We start from the raw sequence: 19,022 nt of genomic DNA on the forward strand, positions 1-19,022 counted from the left end.
AGTTTGACACAGGACGAGGGAAGTCTGTTGCCAAGGCCGTACGGCAATTGATCCGTTCCGAAGATAATCGCCGGCATTTACACGACGTGCTAAATCTGGCTGTCGACCTCCGGCTGCCCAGCACTCTTGCCCCATTACTTGAGGCGCTTGATCAGACTGGACGGGAATCATTTCCGCAATGCCGTAGGCCAAACGAGCGGTGACCGGGTAAAACGCGCTAAATCTTCTCCTCTATCCATGCTCCACCCCCATGGCTCAACGCTACGACATTGAGAAGACACCTGAAGGCACCTGGGACATCATTGATGTGTTCACTGGCCTGCCGGTTGTCGAGGTGGGCGTCCCCTTGATCGACATGCCCATCGAAGAGGCCGACGATCTGGTCGACCTTCTCAACTGCCGCGACAGGGAACAGCGGGAGGATACTTAACGGCCGGCGCCGAAACAAAAAACCCGCCTCGGCGGCGGGTCGTTGGCGCAAATCAGCACCATGCCGATAGCATAACTGCCGTCACAAAGCAACGAATCGCGACCTCGCAACGAAACGCGAGAATCACGATCGATGTGAAGGCCGAGGAGCGCTCAAGCAATCCGCTGATCTCGCTGGTCAAAATCCGCGCGGCTTGGCACAGTCGGGAAAACAGGAGTCCCTTCATGGCGAAGACCGCGCGTGCGACGAAACCAAAACCCTGGGCCGAGGTGTCGACGCATCTGGTCGACGTGGCGATGGGCAGGCGGCCCGCCGATCTCGTCATCCGCAATGGGCGCTGGGTCAACGTTCACTCCGGCGAGATCATCGCCGGCACCGACATTGCCATTGCCGGCGGCCGGTTCGCCTATTGCGGGCCGAATGCCGGTCACGCTATCGGGCAGGGCACCAAGGTGGTCGACGCCGGCGGGCGCTATCTGGTGCCGGGCCTTTGCGACGCGCACATGCATGTCGAGAGCGGCATGGTGACGGTGACGGAGTTCTGCCGCGCGGTTATCCCGCATGGCACCACCTCGATGTTCATCGACCCGCATGAAATCGCCAACGTGCTCGGCCTGCCGGGCGTGCGGCTGATGCATGACGAGGCCGTCGCCATGCCGATCAACGTGCATGTGCAGATGCCGTCCTGCGTGCCCTCCGCACCGGGGCTGGAGCATGCCGGCGCCGAGTTGACGGTCGCCGATGTCACCGAGGCGATGACCTGGGAAAACGTCATCGGGCTTGGCGAGGTGATGAATTTTCCCGGTGTCGCGGCCAACGATCCGGTGATGTCGGGCGAGATCGCCGCGACGGTGAGGGCGGGCAAGACCGTCGGCGGCCATTACGCCTCGCGCGATCTCGGCCTGCCGTTCCACGGCTATGTCGCCGGCGGACCCGAGGACGACCATGAAGGCACGCGCGCCGAGGACGCGATCGCCCGCGTCCGCCAGGGCATGAAGGCGATGCTGAGGCTGGGCTCCGCCTGGTACGACGTCGCCTCGCAGATCAAGGCGGTGACGGAGAGCGGGCTCGACCCGCGCAACTTCATCCTGTGCACCGACGACAGCCATTCCGGCACGCTTGTCCATGAAGGCCATATGGACCGGGTGGTCCGGCACGCCATCAGCCAGGGGTTGAAGCCGGTGACGGCGATCCAGATGGCGACGCTCAACACCGCCCAGCATTTCAAGCTGGAGCGCGAGTTGGGCTCGATCGCGCCGGGGCGGCTCGCCGATCTGCTGATCGTCTCCGATCTGGCCGCGATGACCATCGACGAGGTCTATGGCCGCGGCGTCAGGCTGGCCAAGGGCGGCAAGCTCGAAATCGACATTCCGGCCTATGACTATCCGAAGACGGCGAAGAACACCGTCAAGCTCGGCAAGAAGCTCAAACCGGGGGATTTCGACATCGTGGCGCCCATGGGCGCCAACGAGGTGCGGGTGCGGGTCATCGGCGTGATCGAGAACCAGGCGCCGACGCGGGCTCTCGAGGCCGATCTTCCGGTGGAGGACGGGCTGGTCGCCATGGACCGTCGCAACGACGTTTGCCAGATCGCGGTGGTCGAGCGCCACCGGGGCACCGGCGGCGTCACCAATGCCTTCGTCTCCGGCTTCGGCTATATGGCCGACTGCGCCATGGCCTCCAGCGTGGCGCATGATGCGCACCACATCATCGTCGTCGGCACCTCCAAGCAGGACATGGCACTGGCGGTCAACCGGCTGGGCGAGGTCGGCGGTGGAGTCGTGCTGTTCTCCAAGGGCAAGGAACTGGCACTGGTCGAAATGCCGATCGCCGGGCTGATGTCGGACGAGCGCGCCGAAATCGTGGCAGTCAAGGCCGACATGCTCACCGAGGCGATGCGCAAGATGGGCTGTTCGCTGAACAACGCCTACATGCAGCACTCGCTGCTGGCGCTGGTCGTCATCCCGGAACTGAGGATTTCCGATGTCGGCCTGATCGACGTGACGACGTTCCAGAAGGTTGATCTGTTCGTTTAGGGTTGCTGCGGTGTAGAACCTTTGATGCCGGCGGGACAGCGCCCCCCTCTGTCCTGCCGGACATCTCCCCCACGAGGGGGGAGATTGGACGTCACCTCGGCTTTCGCCAATCTTCACCGTCGTAGGAATGAGCGGAGCGCCGAAGCTGCCAATCTCCCCCCAAGTGGGGGAGATGTCCGGCAGGACAGAGGGGGGCGCGAAGGATCGCTACTTATATTCCGAACTAGCTCAGCCGCCGCTCATCCGCCGGTGGCGATGGTCAGCACCCTGAACGGGGTGGTGATGACGATCTCGGCGACGGAGCCGACGGCCTTGCCGATGCCTTGGCCGAGATTGTCGATCGGCTGCGCCGGATTGGCTTCTTCCGATGCCAGGCCGGCCGGCGCGCGCAGCCGGTCGCCGAGCAACTGCACCAAAAACGGGTTGTCGGCGAATTTGGCGTGGTTCAGGCGGTCGCCGCCTTTGGTCTTGGTGAGGTCGACCACCGAAACGCCATAGCTGGCGAGGTCGGCCGCATCGCCATAGTCGCCGACGCGCGGCTTATCGCCGGAGATCAGCGAGGAGAGTCTGAGGGCGCGATCGTCGCCCGAAAGCAGGATGGCGAACGGCTTGTCGGGCTTGCCGTAGCGGATCATCTGCTTCTTGAAGACATCGACATCGATATCGGGTGAGGCAAGGATGACATAGCCAAGCTTGTCGCTGAGATCGCGGTCGCCGGTGATGGCAAGCTGGCGCAGCGCCTCCATCGTCACCCAGGTGCCCATCGAATGGGCGATGATGTCGATGCTCTTGACCTTCGTCTTGGCCAGCATGCGCAGCGTCTCTTCGAGATCGTCGCGCGCGGCGTTGGCGCTTTCCTTGTCGTAGATATAGCCCGTGGTCTTGCCGCTCGACGCCCATGAGAACAGCACCGGCGTGCCGGGATATTTCGTATCGTGCGCAATCTGCGTCAACCGGTAGACGCCGTCGTCGAAACCGTTGTTGAAGCCATGCACGAAAACCAGCGCGCGGTCGCCGCGCATGGCGATGTCGGCGCCGACCGCCTTGGCGAATTGCGGGGCGCCTTCATAGAAGGCGACATTCGTTGCGGTGAAATCCTTCGCTGGATTGCTGTTTGCGGAGCCTTTGACGCGCTCGATTGCGCCAAGCTGATGGACCTTCGGAACCGTTACCTCGACCCGGGCAAAGCTGGTGGTCAGCGAGCGATTGCCATCGAACACCTGCCGCGGATCTTTCGTGGCTTTCTCGCGGGTGGTGGCGACGAAGATCTCATGCGTGGCCGCGATGTCGGAGGCAGGCACCGTCACAGCCGTCGTGTTGAGAAGGTCGTGTGTCTTCCGGCCGGCGCAGCCGGTAACAGCGAGCGCCAGCGCAACGACGAGAAAAATCTTCGAACGCACGGTCACGCAGGCTCCCGAAGGGACGTCAACCGTATGACGTCTTTGGTTTCGATAGAGCCAGAGGCCGGCCTGGTCCAGTTGAAAGCGATCCGATGGTGGCGCAATCGTGTATCACGAAAGCCTGCGGAACAGGGCGTGGAACGCACCTCACTGTCCGAGCAGATGGATGCGGTCGGTCACCTCGCGGTCGCTGGCAAATCCGTCGTCCTCGCGCAGCCGCTGGCCGATCATCTTCACCAGTTCGGGGTTGTCGGCGAATTTGGTGTGGTTAAAGCGATCCGATCCCTTGACGCTGGAGAGATCGACGACGCTGACGCCATAGTCGGCGAGGTCGGCCGCGTCCTTGTAGTCGCCGACGCGTGGCCGCGAGCCGGCGATAAGGCCGGAGAGCCGCAGCGCCCGGTCGTCGTCGGACAGGAGCAGGATGAAAGGTTTGTTCGGCTTGCCATAGCGGCGCATCTGGCTCTTGAACACGTCGACATCGATGTCGGGCGATGCCAGTACCACATCGCCGAGCTTGCCGCCGAGATCGCGGTCGCCATTGATGGCGAGCTGGCGCAGCGCTTCCATGGTGACCCAGGTTCCCAGCGAATGGGCGACGATGTCGATGCGCCGCGCGCCGGTCTGCGCGAGCATCCTCAGCGTCACTTCCAACTGATCGCGGGCAGCACTGGCGCTTTCGCGGTCGTAGACATAGTCCCTCGTCTTGGCGCCCGACGCCCAGGAAAACAGCACCGGTGTGCCCGGATAACCGGAATCATGGGCGATCTGGGTGACGCGGTAGACTGCGGCGTCGAAGCCGGTGTTGTAGCCATGGACGAAGACCATGACGCGGCCGCCGCGTGCGGCGATGTCGGCGCTGAGCGCGCTGGAGAATTTCGGCGCGGTGTCGTAGCCGACGACCTCGGAGGCCATGAAGTATTTGGCCGGGTCGTTCGACTTGCCGCGCGAGCGCCGCTCGATTTGGCCGGTTTCGTGGCTTCCCGGCACGGTGACGTTGAGGCGGGCATAGTTCAGCGTGGCCGAGCGCTCGCGGTCGAAGACCTTGCTGGGGTCGTCGGAGCGCTTGCGCGTCGTGGCGATGAAGATCGAGTGGTTGCCGGCAATTTCCGTCACCGGCGCGGACACAATGGCGCTGCCGAGCAGTTCCTCGGTTTGCCGGCCGCCGCAGCCGGCAACAAGCAAGGCAAGCGCAATGATACAAATCTTCTTCAACTCTGAAATTCCACTCCGGCCGAAAGGCCTATCCAACCTCCGCGAACCCTCCCGGACAGTCGAAGTGCGGCAGAAGTAAGTCATGTCCGGCCGAAATGCGCTCAGCGGCTGGCGACGGCCATCGCACTGTTGCGCGAAAGCCAGAACGGCGGCAGGAAGGCCGGGATGTTGGAGAAGGGCAGCACCTCCGGCCTGAGACGGATGCCGAGCACTTCCGTCATGAAGGCGCGCCGCGCCTCGATGCGGCGCCAGGCTTCGGGGTGACGCGCGGCGATTTCCTCGCGCAGGGCCTGGTCGGCCAGCGCGATGCCGTCCTCGATATTGGTGGTGAAATAATCCGTCCCGGTTGCCGGAATGATGTCGACCTGCAGCGCCATGCCCGACTTCAGCGTGATGTCGGAGCCGGCGAAGATCGGCGAATGCATCCATTCGTCGATGTGGACGAGGTGGCCGGGATTGAGCGAGACGCCGAAGAACGGATCGCCGATGCGGTCATGCACGGCTTTCCACAGGGCGCCGCCGCTGACGCCGATGCCGACGGTCTCGTACCAGTCGACGACGGCAGCGAAATAGGGCGCGACCAGTCTTTCGACGTAGTCGCTTATGTCGGGCGGAAGCTCGGTTGCGTCCTCGACCAGGAAACCGGCGCGGGCATTGAGCGAACCGTGGAGGCCATAGGCCATGGTGACCGGATCGCCGCGCTTGATGACGTCGAGGCGGGGGCTTGGCAGGCCATAGGGCGCGCGCTTGCCGGCCGACAGCATGAGGTGGCAGCATTGCGGCAGGCCGTTGATGCCCATCAGCCGCGCCGCCTGCAACTCGGTCATGCCGGGTTCGATGCCTTGCAGAACGTTGCGCAGGCCTTGCGACGAATAGGTCGCGGCGAATTCGAAGGACGCGAGCTGGTCGGCCTCATTGATCGCGCGCAGGCCGTCTGCCGGGTTCATCAAAAGGTTCGCCGCATTCACCACTGTGTGCTTGTCGCCGGCAAGCGTGCGCAGCGTGTCGGCGATGAAGGAGGGCAGATCGAGAGTTGTTTCACCAAAACCGGCGTCGCCGGGACCGAACGGTTTCCAGCCAATGGCGCCGATGCGCTGGCCGGCTTTCAGGCCGCAGTCGGCAAAGATGTCGAGGAGCGCCGGCGAGCGGTCGCGGGGCTGCGCCGGCAGCGAGAACGTCTGGTAGAGGACACGTTCGTAAGGTCCATCGCAGATCTCGGCATAGCCCCAGCCCTCGTTGCCGACGAGGAGTTTCGGCTGTTTGTCGGGAACGATGACCAGCAGCGTTTCCTCGAAACGCGGATCGTAGCCCGTGAGATAGGCGACATTGGCCGCGTGCTCGCGGTCGCCATACACGACGAAAGCGTCGAAGCCGGCCTTGCTGCCGCGCGCCACCAGTGCCCCGATGCGTGCCTCGTAGGTGGTGCGCGCAACGAGCGGCATCACCGTCGGCTCGCCGAATTCCGGCAGCGACATGGTTTTCAGGGCAACCGATGCGACGGGCATGAACAAACGCCTCCAAGTGCTTGCAAGGATTCTGGGAATACCCCGTGACGGGGCGCATGAACCGGCCGGACAATGGCTTCGCGGGATTGGATATGCAATAGGCTGGGATCAAACGCACGCGCTGTGTGCTAGGTTTGCGACCACCGCGTGGCGGCAAACCAAATGCACGCTACCGATAGCCGACATGCGACCCGGGGTGATCTTGCCATGACCAGTTTTTCCTCCCGCGTCGCTGCTGCCGCTGCCGCGATCCGCCAGATTTTCCCGGAGACGCCGCTGCAGGAAAACGACTATCTGTCGAAGAAGACCGGAGCGCGCGTGCTGCTGAAGCGCGAGGACCTGTCGCCGGTGCGCTCCTACAAGATCAGGGGCGCCTTCAATTTCTTCCGCAAGGCGCTCGACGCCGGCAACGATGCCGAGCTGTTCGTTTGCGCTTCCGCCGGCAACCATGCGCAGGGCTTTGCCTTCGTCTGCCGCCATTTCGGCAAAAAGGGTGTGGTGTTCATGCCGGTGACGACGCCGCAGCAGAAGATCGACAAGACGCGGCTGTTCGGTGGCGAATTCGTCGAGATCAGGCTGGTCGGTGACTTTTTCGATGACTGCTACCGCGCCGCGTTGGAGTTCACCGAAAACTCAGGCGCGCACATGGTGCCGCCGTTCGATCATAAGGACATCATCGAGGGGCAGGCGACCGTCGCCTACGAGATATCAGGCCAGATGCCGGGCGCCCGCATGCCGGACATTGTCATGCTGCCGGTCGGCGGCGGCGGTCTGGCCGCGGGCGTCACGCATTATTTCGCCGATCAGCGCCGCGACACGCGCTTCGTCTTCTGCGAGCCGGCCGGCGCGCCGAGCCTGCGCGAGAGCCTCACCGCCGGAAAGCGCATCAAGCTCGCCAAGGTCGACAATTTCGTCGATGGCGCGGCGGTGGCCGAGATCGGCCGTGAACCGTTGCGGCATCTCAGGGAATTTGCCACTGAGGCCGTGCGGCTGATCCCGGAAAACCGGCTCTGCGCGACCATGATCGAGATGCTGAACGTCGAAGGCGTGGTGCTGGAGCCAGCCGGCGCACTGGCGATCGACGCGCTCAAGGATTTCTCGAAAAAGGAGATCAGGGGCAAGACTATCGTGGCGGTGGTTTCGGGCGGGAATTTCGACTTCGAGCGGCTGCCGGATGTGAAGGAAAGGGCGCTGCGTTTCGAGGGGCTGAAGAAGTACTTCATCATCCGCTTTCCGCAGCGCCCGGGCGCGCTGCGCGATTTCCTCGAATTGCTCGGACCTGACGACGACATCGCCCGCTTCGAATATCTGAAAAAATCGGCGCGCAATTTCGGTTCGGTGCTGATCGGCATCGAAACCAAGGACCGCCGCAATTTCGAGCTGCTCAACGCGAATTTCGAGGCCGAGGGCGTCCAGTATCAGGACATCACCGACAACGAGACGCTGGCTGGCTTCATCATATGAGCGCCCGAATATGAGTGCCCCGAATATGAGTGCCCAAGCGAAAATCTTCGTAGTGTTGTTTTCCGGCATCAATGTCGGCGGCAACCGCATCGTCAGGATGGCCGAACTCCGGTCGTTCTTCGAGGAGCTCGGCTTTCGCGACGTCGCCACCTATGTGCAGAGCGGCAACGTCGTGTTTCGCTCGGCAAAGGGTGATGCCGCCACTCTGAGCAGACAGCTTGAAGCGGCCTTCGAGAAGAAATGGGGATTTTATTCGCGCATTATGGTGCGCGATCTCGGTTGGTTCGAGCGGCTGGCGGCGGAAAATCCCTACCCGGAGGTCGCCGGGGAGCCGACGAAACTTCACGCCTATGCGCTGGAGCGCGCGCCGACACCTGAGGAGACGGCCCGTCTTTCGGAGAAGTGCACGGGTCCCGAACGGTTCGAGATCAGGGGCGACGTGCTTTATCTGCATGCACCGGAAGGTCTCGGCAAATCGGTGTTTGCCAATCTCATCCCGCGCACGCTGAAAGTGCCCGCCACCGCGCGCAACTGGCGCACGGTGCTGGCGCTGCTGGAGTTGGCTGGGAGAAGTGGCTGAACGTGGTCGCCTACGCTGCCGAAGCCCTCTTCCAATCGAACGCCAGCTCTTCGCGGAAAGCGAAGCGTTTGATGTGATCGGCGACGACCGTTTCCAGGCGCTCCAGCGAGCCGGCCTCGTCAGCAGCTACCGTGATGTGGAGCGCTGCCGCATCGGCGTCCAGAACCGTGTGGCCTAGCGTGAGATCGATTGTCCCGTGGTTCGGATCGAACTCGACGGGAAACTTGTGCGCCCAGTGCTTGCAGAGCTGCTGCAGATAGCGGCTCGCATGTCCGGTAGCGACATCGACATGGCTGGTCGGCATGAATGGATTTCTCCTGAAGCAAGCGCGCATCTTTTGGATGCGCCAATTTCGGAAGCAGGCGCGATGGCCGGACAGATAGGCGCGATCTTGAGAAACGCCATAAAATCTCAGCTAGGTCGTACCCGCTCTCGATCTTGTGATTGGCTACCAGCTTCCTGTGTTCGCCATCGACGCCCAGGGCTCGGCCTTGGCCTTTGCGGGGCCTTTCTGCAAAAGCTCGATCGAGATGCCGTCCGGCGATTTGATGAAGGCCATGTTGCCGTCGCGCGGCGGCCGGTTGATGGTGACGCCGTTGTCCATCAGTTGCTGGCAGGTGGCGTAGATGTCGTCGACCTCGTAGGCGAGGTGGCCGAAATTGCGACCGCCCTTGTAGTCTTCAGGATCCCAATTGTAGGTGAGCTCGATCAGCGGCGCCTTTTCGGCGATGCCGCTTTGCTCGTCTTCGGAAGCGGCGAGGAAGATCAGCGTGAAGCGCCCCTGTTCGTTTTCGTGGCGGCGCACTTCCTTGAGGCCAAGCTTGTTGCAGTAGAAATCGAGCGATGCATCGATGTCGGCGACACGGACCATGGTGTGCAGGTAGCGCATGTGATTTTCCTCGAAATGTTGCGTTGCGGCGGAACATAGGGGCCACCCGGCCAAAGGGCAATTGCCGATAGCCGGCCGCGCCGGCAAACAACAAATCCGGTATTCCTGCAAATCAACCGTGAAAAAAGGCACGTCAGGTCTTGCACAGACCGGAAGCGGCAGTGTTAATCTAACATCAAGAATCAGTTGCGGTATTCTTGGAAAAAGGGGGGCGTTCTTATGGGGGAAAAGGCCTCTTTCATGGGGCGGGACGGAACCGGTAACGACGCCTTGCGAAGGGACGAAAGCGGCGATGCCGCTGATCTTGTCGAGGTTGCGGGCGCCATCAAATGGTTCGATGTGGCCAAGGGTTACGGTTTCATTCTTCCCGATGACGGCTCTTCCGGCGATATTCTCCTCCATGTGACATGTCTTCGAAAGGACGGTTTCCAGACCGCCTTGGAAGGCGCGCGCGTCGTCTGCCTCGTCAAGCATGGTGAGCGCGGATTGCAGGCGTTCCGTGTGCTCTCCATGGATGTCACCACGGCGGTCCATCCCGCGGAAATGCAGGATCAGCGCACCCACGTCTCGGTGACGCCGGAAAGCGGCCTCGAGCGGGCGCTGGTGAAATGGTTCAACCGCACCAAGGGGTTCGGTTTCCTGACCCGGGGCGAAGGCACCGAGGACATTTTCGTCCATATGGAGACGCTGCGCCGCTACGGCATTACCGAGCTCAGGCCGGGGCAGGTCGTGCTGGTCCGCTTCGGGCGCGGCGACAAAGGCCTTATGGCTGCCGAAATTCACCCGGATATGGGTACCTTGCCGGTCTCGCACTAAGGTCCCGTCCCGATCGAATCGGGATGCGACCTGGTGCTTTTTGCTTGACCATGATCTTTTCCGAACTGCAGGTCAGCGCAGCAAAAACCGGGTTCCACTTTTTGGGATCATGGTCTAGGACGATGTCCGGCCGAGGATTTCGAATGACCCACAGGAACTGGCTGACAACGGGCGTCGTTTGCGCAGCGATCGCCTTTGTCGTCGCCACAGGCGCTTTCTTCCATTCGCAGCAACCGGCTTTGGCGGACAGTCGGGCGATGATCCTTGCCGTCGACCCGCAGCCGCTGGTCGCGGTGACGAAAGGCGGCGAACGCTCTTTCTCGATCGAAATCGCCGACACCTCCGCCGAGCGCGAGGCCGGCCTGATGTTTCGCGAGGAGATGGCCGACGACCATGGCATGCTGTTCGTGTTCGAGGAGCCTCGGGATGTCAGCTTCTGGATGAAGAACACGCCGATGCCACTCGACCTGATCTTCGTCGGTCAGGACGGCAAGGTCCGGGCGATCAAGCAAGGCGAGCCGCAATCCGAAGCGATGATCTCGCCCGGCGAGCCGGTTCGCTTCGTGCTCGAGCTCAAGGCGGGCACCGCCGCGAGGGGCGGCATCGAGGACGGCGATTTGTTGCGCCACCCGGCAATCGGCACTGCGCACAACTGAACGCGCAGGATCCGTCGCAGATGCAGTTTTTCTCCCATGACGGTTTTGACCTCGCCTTCCTCGATCGCCAGCCGGCATCGGGGCAGGGCGATCCGGTGCTCATGATCCATGGCTTTGCCTCGACCCACTACGTCAATTGGGTGTCGCCCGGTTGGTTCAAGGCGCTGAACGATGCCGGCTACCGCGCCATCGCCTTCGACAATCGCGGCCATGGTGCCTCGTCGAAGAGCTATGAAGAGGCCGATTACACGCCCGCAAAAATGGCTTCCGATGGGGCAGCGTTGCTGAATCATCTCGGCGTCGAACGCGCCCATGTCATGGGTTATTCGATGGGTGCGCGGGTGTCGGCGTTCCTGGCGCTTTCCGACCCTGACAAGGTGGCGACGCTGGTCTTCGGCGGTCTCGGCATCGGCATGATCGACGGCGTCGGCGATTGGGATCCGATCGCCGCCGCCCTTCTGGCCGAAGATCCCGATACCACCAGCCATCCGCGCGGCCGTTCGTTTCGCGCCTTCGCCGACCAGACCCGCAGCGACCGCCGCGCGCTGGCCGCCTGCATTGCCACCTCGCGGGAATTGCTGGCCGAGGCCGACATTGCGCGCATTGCCCAGCCGACATTGATTGCCGTCGGCACCAAGGACGACATCGGCGGTTCGCCCGACGAACTGGCCGCCTTGATGCCGAACGCCAAGGCTTTTCACATCGAGGGCCGCGACCACATGCTGGCCGTCGGCGACAAGACTTTCAAGCAGCGGGTGCTGGAGTTCTATGCCGAAAATCCGCTGTGAGCACAAAGCCGATCTGTAGTGATCCTTCGCGCCCCCCTCTGTCCTGCCGGACATCTCCCCCACAAGGGGGGAGATCGGCAGCTTAGGCGCTCCGCTCACTCCTGCGGCGGTAGCGATTAGCGACAGCGGTGGTGACAGCGAATCTCCCCCCTCGTGGGGGAGATGTCCGGCAGGACAGAGGGGGGCGCTGTCCCGCCAGAATCAACGGTTCCGCACCGCGGCAGCGCTCACGCCCCAAGCGCCTTGAGCGAGCGCGCCATGTTTTGCCGAGCCTGAGCCTCGAACCGCTGCCGGAATTCCTCGGTGTGAAAAATATGCGGACGGGCGAGGAAACTCTTCAGCACAGCACTGCGGCCGGCACGCCACATCGGCTCTTCCACCCAGCCATATTCGCGGCGAACCGCCTGTTCATAGGCGTCGAAGGCATCAGGCGTCGCACCCAGGATCGCCAGGTCCATGTCGAGGAACAGCGCTGCGTCGCGGGCGGCATTCTCGTCGCTAAAGCGCGGCAATTCATGCGTGGCGGTGGCGATGATCATCGCCGTGATGCGGCCGAGGCGCTGCGCATCCGTGCGGCCGGAGAGCTTTTTCTCGGCAAGGGCGGCACTTTTGGCTTCGTTGTCCTTGGCTCGGCTGTCATAGATGGCATCGTGGAACCAGATCGCCGCCTCGACCGCCTCGGGGTCGTGCAGGGATGCCCGATAGTGCCCGGCCAGCGCCAGCATCGCCACGATATGGGCAAGGCTGTGATAGTGGCGGCCTTCGGCCCGGTAGAGCGCGGAAAGCTCGCGCTTCAGCGGCGCTTCGATCAAGGGTTCGTTTTCCATGGCCGCTTGAATTTCCGTGAACCAAATCCATTTGACAAAGCACTAAGGAAAATTGAGTTCAACCGTGCTATGATCTGGCTTATATGTGCGGCCGGAGAATAGGCAAGCTGCCAAGCCTGAGCCAGTAGATGGCCGGAGATCATTGATGAACAGCGTTACGATTGCCCGCCGCACCATGGTGAAGCCGATCGACCCGATCTGGCGCTCGATCCGCGACGAGGCGATGGAGGCGGTCAACCGCGATCCGCTGCTGGCGGCATTCCTCTATTCGACCATCCTCAACCAGGAAAGCCTGGAGGAAGCGGTCATCCATCGGCTGGCCGAGCGGCTCGCCCATCAGGATATCGGTTCCGATCTCATCCGCCAGACATTCAAGGCGATGGCAGCCGACGACAAGGACTGGGCGTCGACGGTGCGTGTCGACATCCAGGCCTATTACGACCGTGATCCGGCCTGCGACCGCTTCATCATGCCGGTGCTCTATTTCAAGGGTTTTCACGCCATCCAGACCCACCGGCTGGCGCATTGGCTGTGGAATCAAGGCCGTCAGGACTTCGCGCTCTACCTGCAGAGCCGGTCGTCCTCGGTGTTCCAGACCGACATCAACCCGGCCGCTCGCATCGGCAAAGGCATCTTCCTCGACCACGCCACCGGCCTCGTCGTCGGCCAGACGGCGGTGATCGAGGACGACGTGTCGATCTTGCACGGCGTGACGCTGGGCGGCACCGGCAAGGCCGGCGGCGACCGCCATCCCAAGATCCGCTACGGCGTGCTGATCGGCGCCGGCGCCAAGATCCTCGGCAATATCGAAGTCGGCCATTGCTCGAAGATCGCGGCGGGCTCGGTGGTGCTGTCGCCGGTGCCGCACAACAAGACGGTTGCCGGCGTGCCGGCCCGCGTCGTCGGCGAGACCGGCTGCGACCAGCCTTCGCGGCAGATGGATCAGCTTTTGCCGTCGCAGACGATGGACCACGTCGTCAGCTTCGATATCTGATTTCAAGTCCGCAGGGCGGGCAACCGAACTCCGTTTGCCGGCTCTGCCGCCTGTCGGTTCTCGCATATCCGGTCGGCTCGCCTTTACATCGCCATTGTCGACGTGCCAGAAGCGCGCTCAAACGAGCAAGACCGACGATCGGAGAAGACTGTTGAAGCCGGACGAAATCAGAAAGCTGGACGCCTATTTCAAGCGCGTCTTCCAGAACCCCAAGCTTGAAGTGAAGGCGCGGCCGCGCAAGGACGATTCGGCCGAGGTCTATGTCGGCGACGAATTCCTCGGCATCGTCTTCAAGGACGAGGACGACGGCGACTATAATTTCTCGATGGCGATCCTCGACATCGACCTGGCCTGAGCCGGGAGTTTGCGGTTGGCGGCAGGCACCCCGGGTTCGTCATCCCTGGGCGGAGAGGGGTTTTTGCCAATCTCCGCCGTTTGCGATTTTCCACCAAAGCGCGTCGCATAAATTCCTTTCAGACACAACGCGTTAGCGTCCGGTCCTCAGGAAACGCGTGGCCTCGGCGGCGATGGCTGCATCGAGCACCTGCCAGTCCGCCAGAAAGTCTTTGGGAAAACGGTAGGTGAGGCTGAGCTTGTCGCCGACCAGGATGTCGCGTTCGCAGGGCGCCAGCGATTGCGCAGCACTTGGGCCGCTCAGGCAGCGGGCCACGAACGGGTCCTTGCCCCGGCGGTTGCCGACCGCCAGCACCTCGTTGAGATAGCCTGATTTTTCGGTGAAGCCGTAGAGTGTGGTGCCGCCCGGGCCGGGCGTGCCGGGTTGGGCGATCAGGGCGCTGTAGATCGGCGTGAAGCGGCCGCTCATGTCGCGCGACATTATCTGCCGTTCGAGCGACAGGAAAATGATGTTCTTGCTCGATCCGGTGTTGTTGAAATCGTCCCGGGCAGCCTCGCTGTAGCCGTCCATCTCGGGATAGCGCAGATAGAGGTCGAGGCGCGAGGCGATGCCGTCGCGCCGGGCCTGGTCGAAGCGGACGACATTGGCCGGCACGGCGATGACGTTGTTGCCGATCACGACCTCGTGGGTTGTCGTGTCGTCGGTGTATCCGGCCATGGCGATCGAGCGGCCGAACCATTTGCCGCCAAGGCTGATCGCCACCGAAAGCACTGCCAGCGCCGCGAACACGTAGAACACCCGCCTCATCAGCTTGGAATCGACGACGGTGAGTTGCGGGCCGTTGGCGGTGGCTGCCTGCTTCATCGCGATCCCCTGTATCGGCCGCCTGTCCCAAGATGTCCCCTTGGGTGTTCCCCTTTGGGTGTCCTCAAGCGGCACATGTGGCGCGGCACGGCTCTTGCAACGCGCCTGTCGACACGACTGTGCGATTTCATGGTAAATGGAAGGTAAAGATGGGTCCGGTCGAACACACTCTCTTCGGTTTTATGGTTGGGCTGACGGCGTGCGGCCTGGTTGGATCGGCAATGGAGCTGGTATCAGGCCGCCGGCTTGCCTTCGTCGAGCCTTATGTGTCGCCAAAGCATATGCTGCGCTCGTTGGTCGCGACGGCATGCGCCGGGCCCCTGATGTTTGCCAACGACGCCCTGGACGCCTGGCGGGAAGGCCGCATTTCGGCACTGGCGCTGATCTCCTGCGGCTGCACTGCGACGATCTGGGCGTTGGCTTTGGGCATAGCGCTGATCGATATATTGCATCCCGGGCCGGCACGCTTTTAGGCTCTGCGAACGTTTAGTGCATGTCGCGCAAAAGCATGCCCCTGGGCTTGACCCAAGGGTGTGCAGCGGTTTTGCGATGACGACATGCAAAGCTTAGTGTGAGACGATTCGGAGGCGAAAAATGCCGCTCTATGCGATCGACGGAAAGGCCCCCGGCTTCGAGGACGCGGACAGCAACTGGATCGCGCCCGACGCCACCCTGATCGGCGATATCAGGGTCGGCCGCAACGCCGGCTTCTGGTTCGGCGTCGTCATCCGCGGCGACAACGAGCCGATCGTCATCGGCGCCGACACCAATGTGCAGGAACACACGGTCATGCACACCGATGTCGGTTTTCCCCTGACCATCGGGCAAGGCTGCACGATCGGCCACCGCGCCTTGTTGCATGGCTGCACGATCGGCGACAACAGCCTGATCGGCATGGGCGCCATCGTGCTGAACGGCGCGAAAATCGGCAAGAATTCGCTGGTCGGCGCCGGCGCGCTGGTCACTGAGGGCAAGGAATTCCCCGACAATTCGCTGATTATCGGCTCGCCCGCTCGTTTGGTGCGAGCGCTGGACGATGCTGCGGTTGCCGGGCTGCGCGCTTCGGCCGCGCATTATGTGGCCAACGGCAAATGCTTCAAGGCGGGACTGAAGAAGGCCTGAGGCCAGCCTTCGGCTATATGGTTCACCGGCATCGTCGCCCAACTCACCGTCCATTGGGGCCGCGCCTGATCATCGCATCGCGCAAAAACGAAGCGCCGGCTTCAAAGCCGGCATTGTCGGCGTCCTCGAGGGCTGTCGTATAGTCGTCGATGCGGGTTTCGAGCGATGGGTTGGCGCCCGCCGCCAACAGCAGGCGGATGGCATCGACGCTACGGATGGCGACCGCATAGTGAAGCGGCGTCCAGTCGTTTACGCCCCGCATGTTGAGGTCTGCGCCACCATCGATCAGGATTCGGACGATTTCCAGTCTGTCAGCCCGGTCGGTGGACAGTGCCGCAATGATTGCCGGAAAACCGCCATGGTGGTGATAGTTCGGGTCCGAGCCCGCATCCAGTAAGGTCGAGATGAAAGCAGTGGGGCTCCAATAGATCGCATATTCCAGTGGATGCCCAAGGCCGAGTTCAAAAGGCATCTGCTCGTCGAACCAGCAGGGTGAGCCGCCTAGGGCCACACCGAGGGCCTCGAAGTCGCCCGCCTTGAACGCGTCGTCGATGGCCTTGAACAGGCGGTGGCGCTCGCATCGATCTTCCGGGATTTCCAACATCGCAGCGATCCGGAGGTTGAATTGATGGTTCATACTGCATCGGTCAATTGCCCTTGGAAAGCTGGCTCTAGCCAAGAGTTTCTGGCTCTGTTCCGACGTCCGTAGCGGCCGTGGCCTTCCGATGGATCGTCTGACGCTGCATCATTTCAACAAGTGGTGACACGCGAGCGGATGCCATTTCCAGGCCGTTATTCGCTTTCGGACGTGCCGCTGGTACGTGGCCGGCGATAGCACTTTACCCATTCGATGCCGGGTTTGATTGCAAAACTTGCACGCCGCAACAAGGTTCTCTGGTCTGTCCTCGCCGCCGTCCATCCGGGGTTTCAGATGTTCCGCGGTGCAGCGGAAGCGGTTGAGCGATCTTACAGGGAGATGATAACGCTCTGAAAACAGCGTCGGGTCTCCATCCCACATCTGAAAACCGCAGTAGAAGCATCGCCAATTTTGCTTCTTGGCCTGCACGGTTCGGAGTTTTGTTAGTTTGTTTGAATTGTTCATTTGACACATCCTTTTGCTTCATCAACATGAAGCGGATGTGCAGCAACCTGTAAGCGATTGCCCCTTATTCAGGAGGGATAGCCCTCGCACTAGACGGCACCCGTAAGAGTGCCACTCCGCAGTATTACAGCGGTAGATGCCGAATTTGAGATCGGCATCCATACAGTCACCAATGACGGCTCCCAGACGAACTAGAGAACGTCTCCACAATTCTTTCAATACGTCAAAATTTGGCGACGCTCAAGTCGAGTTCTCCTATCGGGGCTTCCTCCGGTCTCCCCCGAAAGGTGGAGCCGGCCCGGGGACGGGGCCGGCTCCTAAAACCCGGTCGTTGGGGACGGGGAGGGTGGGGACTCGACCGGGTTTTCTCCTTAAGCGCGTCGCATTCATGCGACGCGCTTAACCTCTGTTTTATGCATGTCGTTATCCCAAAACCGCTGCGCACTTTGGGCGACATGCATTGGCGTCCTTAGCGGACGCTGGCGACCGCGTCGGAGCGGCCGTCGTTGATCGTTACCCAAGCGCCCGAATTCTGGCTCGATTGGCGCTTCAGGTAGGTGTAGTCGGTGTTGGTCCAGGACAGCACCCTGGTCTCCAGATTGTCGAGGATGAACTCTCCAAGGCTGGTGCGCACGGTCAGCACCGCATGGCCGTCTCCGTTCGGCTGGCGCGCAACCGTCATCAGCAGGTCGCCGGCCGGTATGCCGATGTTCATCAACGCGCGGCGCTTTTCCAGCGCATAGTCCTCGCAGTCGCCGAAGCCGCTGTTGGGATAGGACCAGACTTCTTCCTTGCCCCACAGTTCCATGTCGGTGCGCGGCGTGATCCTGGTGTTGACCGAATTGTTGATGCTCACGATTTTCGCCCACAGCTTGCGTGTCAGCTCGACCGGTGCCTGCTTAGGCGTGCGCTCATTGCATTCCTGCGGAATCTTCTGGCAGAACTCGTAATGGCCGACCGGCTGTGTGGTGCGGCTGCCAGTGTGCATGAAGGCTGGTCCCGCTGCGTACGCCGTTCCCCAGGCGGTAAGCTGCATCGCCATTGCCAAGAGCAACAGCTTGCCCCTCGTCTTCTTCATCGTCCAGTCTCCCCGTTTGAGGAGACAATGACACGATTGGATTTATTCGACGCAAAGGCTCGAAGTAGATATTAAGTAAAACGCCTGTAGAATAAACGTAAAATTTGAATCATTTCAGTATAAAATTGTTGAGGCATTTTCGCGGAGCTGCATCGGCACGGCGCGACGCCTTGGCGCGGCATCGGTTGGCAAGTCGCGTCGGCCGGTGCGGAACAACGAAAAAACCGGCCGAATGGGCCGGTCTGATTGCGATAATATGTTGTTGTTTGTCAGGTGCCGGATGCGTTGAATTCGGAATCGAGCGTTTCGGGCCGCTGGACGACGGCGAACTCGATGGCGACGCCGTCCTCGAAATGGCGCACGACCTGGCCGCGCATCGTGCCCAGCATGACCTGGATGCCGATTGCCGGCTTGACGTTGATCTCGACCGCGGCGCCCGAAAGCGACAGGTCGATGATGCGGCACTGGTACTGGCGCCCGTCGGCGAGCTGAAGCACGCTGGTCGGATTGCGCGGCGCCACGCGTTCGTGACGGCGGTCTTCCGGCAGATCGAGCTCATGCTTGTTGGCAAGCCAGGTCAATTGCGCGGCAAGCTTGTCCTTCTTGCGTTCCGACGCGATGACCGTCATCGCGAAACCATCCTGCAAGATACGAGTGACGACGCCTTCGATGCGGCCGATGTGATCGATATAGGCGATGACCTTCTCGCCCGGCATGCCGATGCGCTCCGTGCGAAGCGCAACATTGCCCGGCGACATGTCGACCACCTGGCACGGATGTTCGGTGCGATCCTCCAGCATGAAGCGCCCATAGATCTTCACGCGGACGCGCTGAAAGTTACGCCTTTCAGCTTGGGACGGCGCGGTGTCGACCGCCGCTGACCTCATGACTGCCTACACCC

22 protein-coding genes are annotated in these 19,022 nt (G+C 62.0%); 11 read left to right on the forward strand and 11 right to left on the reverse strand.

Features of this window, described 5'->3' with window-relative positions:
* Nucleotides 1-250 precede the first annotated feature (250 nt).
* Complete coding sequence (locus RPG13_RS19145; RefSeq protein ID WP_095489518.1) at nucleotides 251-430, forward strand: hypothetical protein; 180 nt, start codon at nucleotides 251-253, stop codon at nucleotides 428-430.
* A gap of 224 nt (nucleotides 431-654) precedes the next feature.
* Nucleotides 655-2,466, forward strand: a complete 1,812-nt coding sequence (ade, locus tag RPG13_RS19150; RefSeq protein ID WP_095489673.1) for an adenine deaminase — start codon at nucleotides 655-657, stop codon at nucleotides 2,464-2,466.
* A gap of 239 nt (nucleotides 2,467-2,705) precedes the next feature.
* On the opposite strand, the gene RPG13_RS19155 is transcribed toward ade, so the two are convergent.
* The 3 genes from RPG13_RS19155 to RPG13_RS19165 form a co-directional block, all read right to left on the reverse strand.
* Complete coding sequence (locus RPG13_RS19155) at nucleotides 2,706-3,872, reverse strand: alpha/beta hydrolase (protein WP_095489517.1); 1,167 nt, start codon at nucleotides 3,870-3,872, stop codon at nucleotides 2,706-2,708.
* 141 nt (nucleotides 3,873-4,013) lie between these two features.
* Nucleotides 4,014-5,081 carry an alpha/beta hydrolase gene (locus RPG13_RS19160; protein WP_095489516.1) on the reverse strand — a complete coding sequence of 356 codons (1,068 nt, stop codon included), beginning with the start codon at nucleotides 5,079-5,081 and terminating at the stop codon, nucleotides 4,014-4,016.
* A gap of 101 nt (nucleotides 5,082-5,182) precedes the next feature.
* The gene (locus RPG13_RS19165) at nucleotides 5,183-6,586 is read right to left on the reverse strand and encodes an aminopeptidase P family N-terminal domain-containing protein (RefSeq protein ID WP_095489672.1); all 1,404 of its coding nucleotides are present in this window, start codon (nucleotides 6,584-6,586) and stop codon (nucleotides 5,183-5,185) included.
* Between the two features lie 207 nt (nucleotides 6,587-6,793).
* Here RPG13_RS19165 and ilvA point away from each other — a divergent pair, with 207 nt between their 5' ends.
* Both ilvA and RPG13_RS19175 read left to right on the forward strand, forming a co-directional pair.
* Nucleotides 6,794-8,050 carry a threonine ammonia-lyase IlvA gene (gene ilvA / locus RPG13_RS19170; protein ID WP_126106765.1) on the forward strand — a complete coding sequence of 419 codons (1,257 nt, stop codon included), beginning with the start codon at nucleotides 6,794-6,796 and terminating at the stop codon, nucleotides 8,048-8,050.
* A gap of 25 nt (nucleotides 8,051-8,075) precedes the next feature.
* Nucleotides 8,076-8,630 carry a DUF1697 domain-containing protein gene (locus RPG13_RS19175; RefSeq protein ID WP_095489514.1) on the forward strand — a complete coding sequence of 185 codons (555 nt, stop codon included), beginning with the start codon at nucleotides 8,076-8,078 and terminating at the stop codon, nucleotides 8,628-8,630.
* A 10-nt stretch (nucleotides 8,631-8,640) separates the two neighbouring features.
* On the opposite strand, the gene RPG13_RS19180 is transcribed toward RPG13_RS19175, so the two are convergent.
* Nucleotides 8,641-8,934 (reverse strand): DUF2218 domain-containing protein, encoded by a 294-nt coding sequence (locus RPG13_RS19180; RefSeq protein WP_095489513.1) that lies wholly within the window; start codon nucleotides 8,932-8,934, stop codon nucleotides 8,641-8,643.
* Nucleotides 8,935-9,078: 144 nt separating this feature from the next.
* Nucleotides 9,079-9,519: a lactoylglutathione lyase gene (gene gloA, locus RPG13_RS19185; protein ID WP_095489512.1), complete on the reverse strand. Its 441-nt coding sequence runs from the start codon at nucleotides 9,517-9,519 to the stop codon at nucleotides 9,079-9,081.
* Between the two features lie 219 nt (nucleotides 9,520-9,738).
* Between gloA and RPG13_RS19190 the strand changes: the two genes are divergently transcribed.
* The 3 genes from RPG13_RS19190 to RPG13_RS19200 all read left to right on the forward strand — a co-directional run bounded on the left by RPG13_RS19190 (nucleotide 9,739) and on the right by RPG13_RS19200 (nucleotide 11,779).
* Nucleotides 9,739-10,335: a cold-shock protein gene (locus RPG13_RS19190; protein WP_095489511.1), complete on the forward strand. Its 597-nt coding sequence runs from the start codon at nucleotides 9,739-9,741 to the stop codon at nucleotides 10,333-10,335.
* A 143-nt stretch (nucleotides 10,336-10,478) separates the two neighbouring features.
* Nucleotides 10,479-10,991, forward strand: coding sequence for a DUF192 domain-containing protein (locus RPG13_RS19195; protein ID WP_126106764.1), 513 nt, complete (start codon nucleotides 10,479-10,481; stop codon nucleotides 10,989-10,991).
* Between the two features lie 20 nt (nucleotides 10,992-11,011).
* Nucleotides 11,012-11,779 (forward strand): alpha/beta fold hydrolase, encoded by a 768-nt coding sequence (locus RPG13_RS19200; protein ID WP_164547221.1) that lies wholly within the window; start codon nucleotides 11,012-11,014, stop codon nucleotides 11,777-11,779.
* A gap of 227 nt (nucleotides 11,780-12,006) precedes the next feature.
* Here RPG13_RS19200 and RPG13_RS19205 read toward each other — a convergent pair whose 3' ends face one another.
* The gene (locus tag RPG13_RS19205; protein ID WP_337125746.1) at nucleotides 12,007-12,606 is read right to left on the reverse strand and encodes an HD domain-containing protein; all 600 of its coding nucleotides are present in this window, start codon (nucleotides 12,604-12,606) and stop codon (nucleotides 12,007-12,009) included.
* A gap of 145 nt (nucleotides 12,607-12,751) precedes the next feature.
* On the opposite strand from RPG13_RS19205, the gene cysE reads away from it, so the two are divergent.
* The gene (cysE, locus tag RPG13_RS19210; protein ID WP_337125747.1) at nucleotides 12,752-13,600 is read left to right on the forward strand and encodes a serine O-acetyltransferase; all 849 of its coding nucleotides are present in this window, start codon (nucleotides 12,752-12,754) and stop codon (nucleotides 13,598-13,600) included.
* Between the two features lie 151 nt (nucleotides 13,601-13,751).
* Complete coding sequence (locus RPG13_RS19215; RefSeq protein ID WP_013531334.1) at nucleotides 13,752-13,955, forward strand: DUF3126 family protein; 204 nt, start codon at nucleotides 13,752-13,754, stop codon at nucleotides 13,953-13,955.
* A 132-nt stretch (nucleotides 13,956-14,087) separates the two neighbouring features.
* On the opposite strand, the gene RPG13_RS19220 is transcribed toward RPG13_RS19215, so the two are convergent.
* Entirely contained in the window at nucleotides 14,088-14,819 is a 732-nt protein-coding gene (locus tag RPG13_RS19220) for a hypothetical protein (RefSeq protein ID WP_095489507.1), read from the reverse strand.
* 149 nt (nucleotides 14,820-14,968) lie between these two features.
* On the opposite strand from RPG13_RS19220, the gene RPG13_RS19225 reads away from it, so the two are divergent.
* Both RPG13_RS19225 and RPG13_RS19230 read left to right on the forward strand, forming a co-directional pair.
* Nucleotides 14,969-15,292 carry a DUF6949 family protein gene (locus RPG13_RS19225; protein WP_164759244.1) on the forward strand — a complete coding sequence of 108 codons (324 nt, stop codon included), beginning with the start codon at nucleotides 14,969-14,971 and terminating at the stop codon, nucleotides 15,290-15,292.
* A 121-nt stretch (nucleotides 15,293-15,413) separates the two neighbouring features.
* Nucleotides 15,414-15,941 (forward strand): gamma carbonic anhydrase family protein, encoded by a 528-nt coding sequence (locus RPG13_RS19230; protein WP_095489506.1) that lies wholly within the window; start codon nucleotides 15,414-15,416, stop codon nucleotides 15,939-15,941.
* Nucleotides 15,942-15,984: 43 nt separating this feature from the next.
* Here the strand turns inward: RPG13_RS19230 and RPG13_RS19235 are convergent, their stop codons facing one another.
* The 4 genes from RPG13_RS19235 to RPG13_RS19245 all read right to left on the reverse strand — a co-directional run bounded on the left by RPG13_RS19235 (nucleotide 15,985) and on the right by RPG13_RS19245 (nucleotide 19,008).
* Nucleotides 15,985-16,545 (reverse strand): ankyrin repeat domain-containing protein, encoded by a 561-nt coding sequence (locus tag RPG13_RS19235; RefSeq protein ID WP_164759243.1) that lies wholly within the window; start codon nucleotides 16,543-16,545, stop codon nucleotides 15,985-15,987.
* 141 nt (nucleotides 16,546-16,686) lie between these two features.
* On the reverse strand, nucleotides 16,687-17,052 hold the full coding sequence (locus tag RPG13_RS34980) for an HNH endonuclease (RefSeq protein WP_127205772.1): 366 nt from the start codon (nucleotides 17,050-17,052) through the stop codon (nucleotides 16,687-16,689).
* A 460-nt stretch (nucleotides 17,053-17,512) separates the two neighbouring features.
* Complete coding sequence (locus tag RPG13_RS19240; protein ID WP_095489503.1) at nucleotides 17,513-18,121, reverse strand: transglutaminase-like cysteine peptidase; 609 nt, start codon at nucleotides 18,119-18,121, stop codon at nucleotides 17,513-17,515.
* 269 nt (nucleotides 18,122-18,390) lie between these two features.
* Entirely contained in the window at nucleotides 18,391-19,008 is a 618-nt protein-coding gene (locus RPG13_RS19245) for a PilZ domain-containing protein (protein WP_095489502.1), read from the reverse strand.
* Between the last annotated feature and the right edge of the window lie 14 nt (nucleotides 19,009-19,022).

Origin of the sequence: Mesorhizobium sp. ISC15 (genome assembly GCF_037162615.1) — a bacterium.
In the GTDB taxonomy this organism is placed as follows: Bacteria; Pseudomonadota; Alphaproteobacteria; order Rhizobiales; family Rhizobiaceae; genus Mesorhizobium; species Mesorhizobium mediterraneum.

Excerpts from the sequence above, each read along its gene's own strand:
- RPG13_RS19145 (WP_095489518.1), top strand. The coding sequence starts at position 251 with ATGGCTCAACGCTACGACATTGAGAAGACACCTGAAGGCACCTGGGAC.
- ade (WP_095489673.1), top strand. The coding sequence starts at position 655 with ATGGCGAAGACCGCGCGTGCGACGAAACCAAAACCCTGGGCCGAGGTG.
- RPG13_RS19165 (WP_095489672.1), bottom strand. The coding sequence starts at position 6,586 with ATGCCCGTCGCATCGGTTGCCCTGAAAACCATGTCGCTGCCGGAATTC.
- ilvA (WP_126106765.1), top strand. The coding sequence starts at position 6,794 with ATGACCAGTTTTTCCTCCCGCGTCGCTGCTGCCGCTGCCGCGATCCGC.
- RPG13_RS19175 (WP_095489514.1), top strand. The coding sequence starts at position 8,076 with ATGAGTGCCCAAGCGAAAATCTTCGTAGTGTTGTTTTCCGGCATCAAT.
- RPG13_RS19180 (WP_095489513.1), bottom strand. The coding sequence starts at position 8,934 with ATGCCGACCAGCCATGTCGATGTCGCTACCGGACATGCGAGCCGCTAT.
- gloA (WP_095489512.1), bottom strand. The coding sequence starts at position 9,519 with ATGCGCTACCTGCACACCATGGTCCGTGTCGCCGACATCGATGCATCG.
- RPG13_RS19190 (WP_095489511.1), top strand. The coding sequence starts at position 9,739 with ATGGGGGAAAAGGCCTCTTTCATGGGGCGGGACGGAACCGGTAACGAC.
- RPG13_RS19195 (WP_126106764.1), top strand. The coding sequence starts at position 10,479 with ATGACCCACAGGAACTGGCTGACAACGGGCGTCGTTTGCGCAGCGATC.
- RPG13_RS19200 (WP_164547221.1), top strand. The coding sequence starts at position 11,012 with ATGCAGTTTTTCTCCCATGACGGTTTTGACCTCGCCTTCCTCGATCGC.
- RPG13_RS19205 (WP_337125746.1), bottom strand. The coding sequence starts at position 12,606 with ATGGAAAACGAACCCTTGATCGAAGCGCCGCTGAAGCGCGAGCTTTCC.
- cysE (WP_337125747.1), top strand. The coding sequence starts at position 12,752 with ATGAACAGCGTTACGATTGCCCGCCGCACCATGGTGAAGCCGATCGAC.
- RPG13_RS19220 (WP_095489507.1), bottom strand. The coding sequence starts at position 14,819 with ATGAAGCAGGCAGCCACCGCCAACGGCCCGCAACTCACCGTCGTCGAT.
- RPG13_RS19225 (WP_164759244.1), top strand. The coding sequence starts at position 14,969 with ATGGGTCCGGTCGAACACACTCTCTTCGGTTTTATGGTTGGGCTGACG.
- RPG13_RS19230 (WP_095489506.1), top strand. The coding sequence starts at position 15,414 with ATGCCGCTCTATGCGATCGACGGAAAGGCCCCCGGCTTCGAGGACGCG.
- RPG13_RS19235 (WP_164759243.1), bottom strand. The coding sequence starts at position 16,545 with ATGTTGGAAATCCCGGAAGATCGATGCGAGCGCCACCGCCTGTTCAAG.
- RPG13_RS34980 (WP_127205772.1), bottom strand. The coding sequence starts at position 17,052 with ATGTGTCAAATGAACAATTCAAACAAACTAACAAAACTCCGAACCGTG.
- RPG13_RS19240 (WP_095489503.1), bottom strand. The coding sequence starts at position 18,121 with ATGAAGAAGACGAGGGGCAAGCTGTTGCTCTTGGCAATGGCGATGCAG.
- RPG13_RS19245 (WP_095489502.1), bottom strand. The coding sequence starts at position 19,008 with ATGAGGTCAGCGGCGGTCGACACCGCGCCGTCCCAAGCTGAAAGGCGT.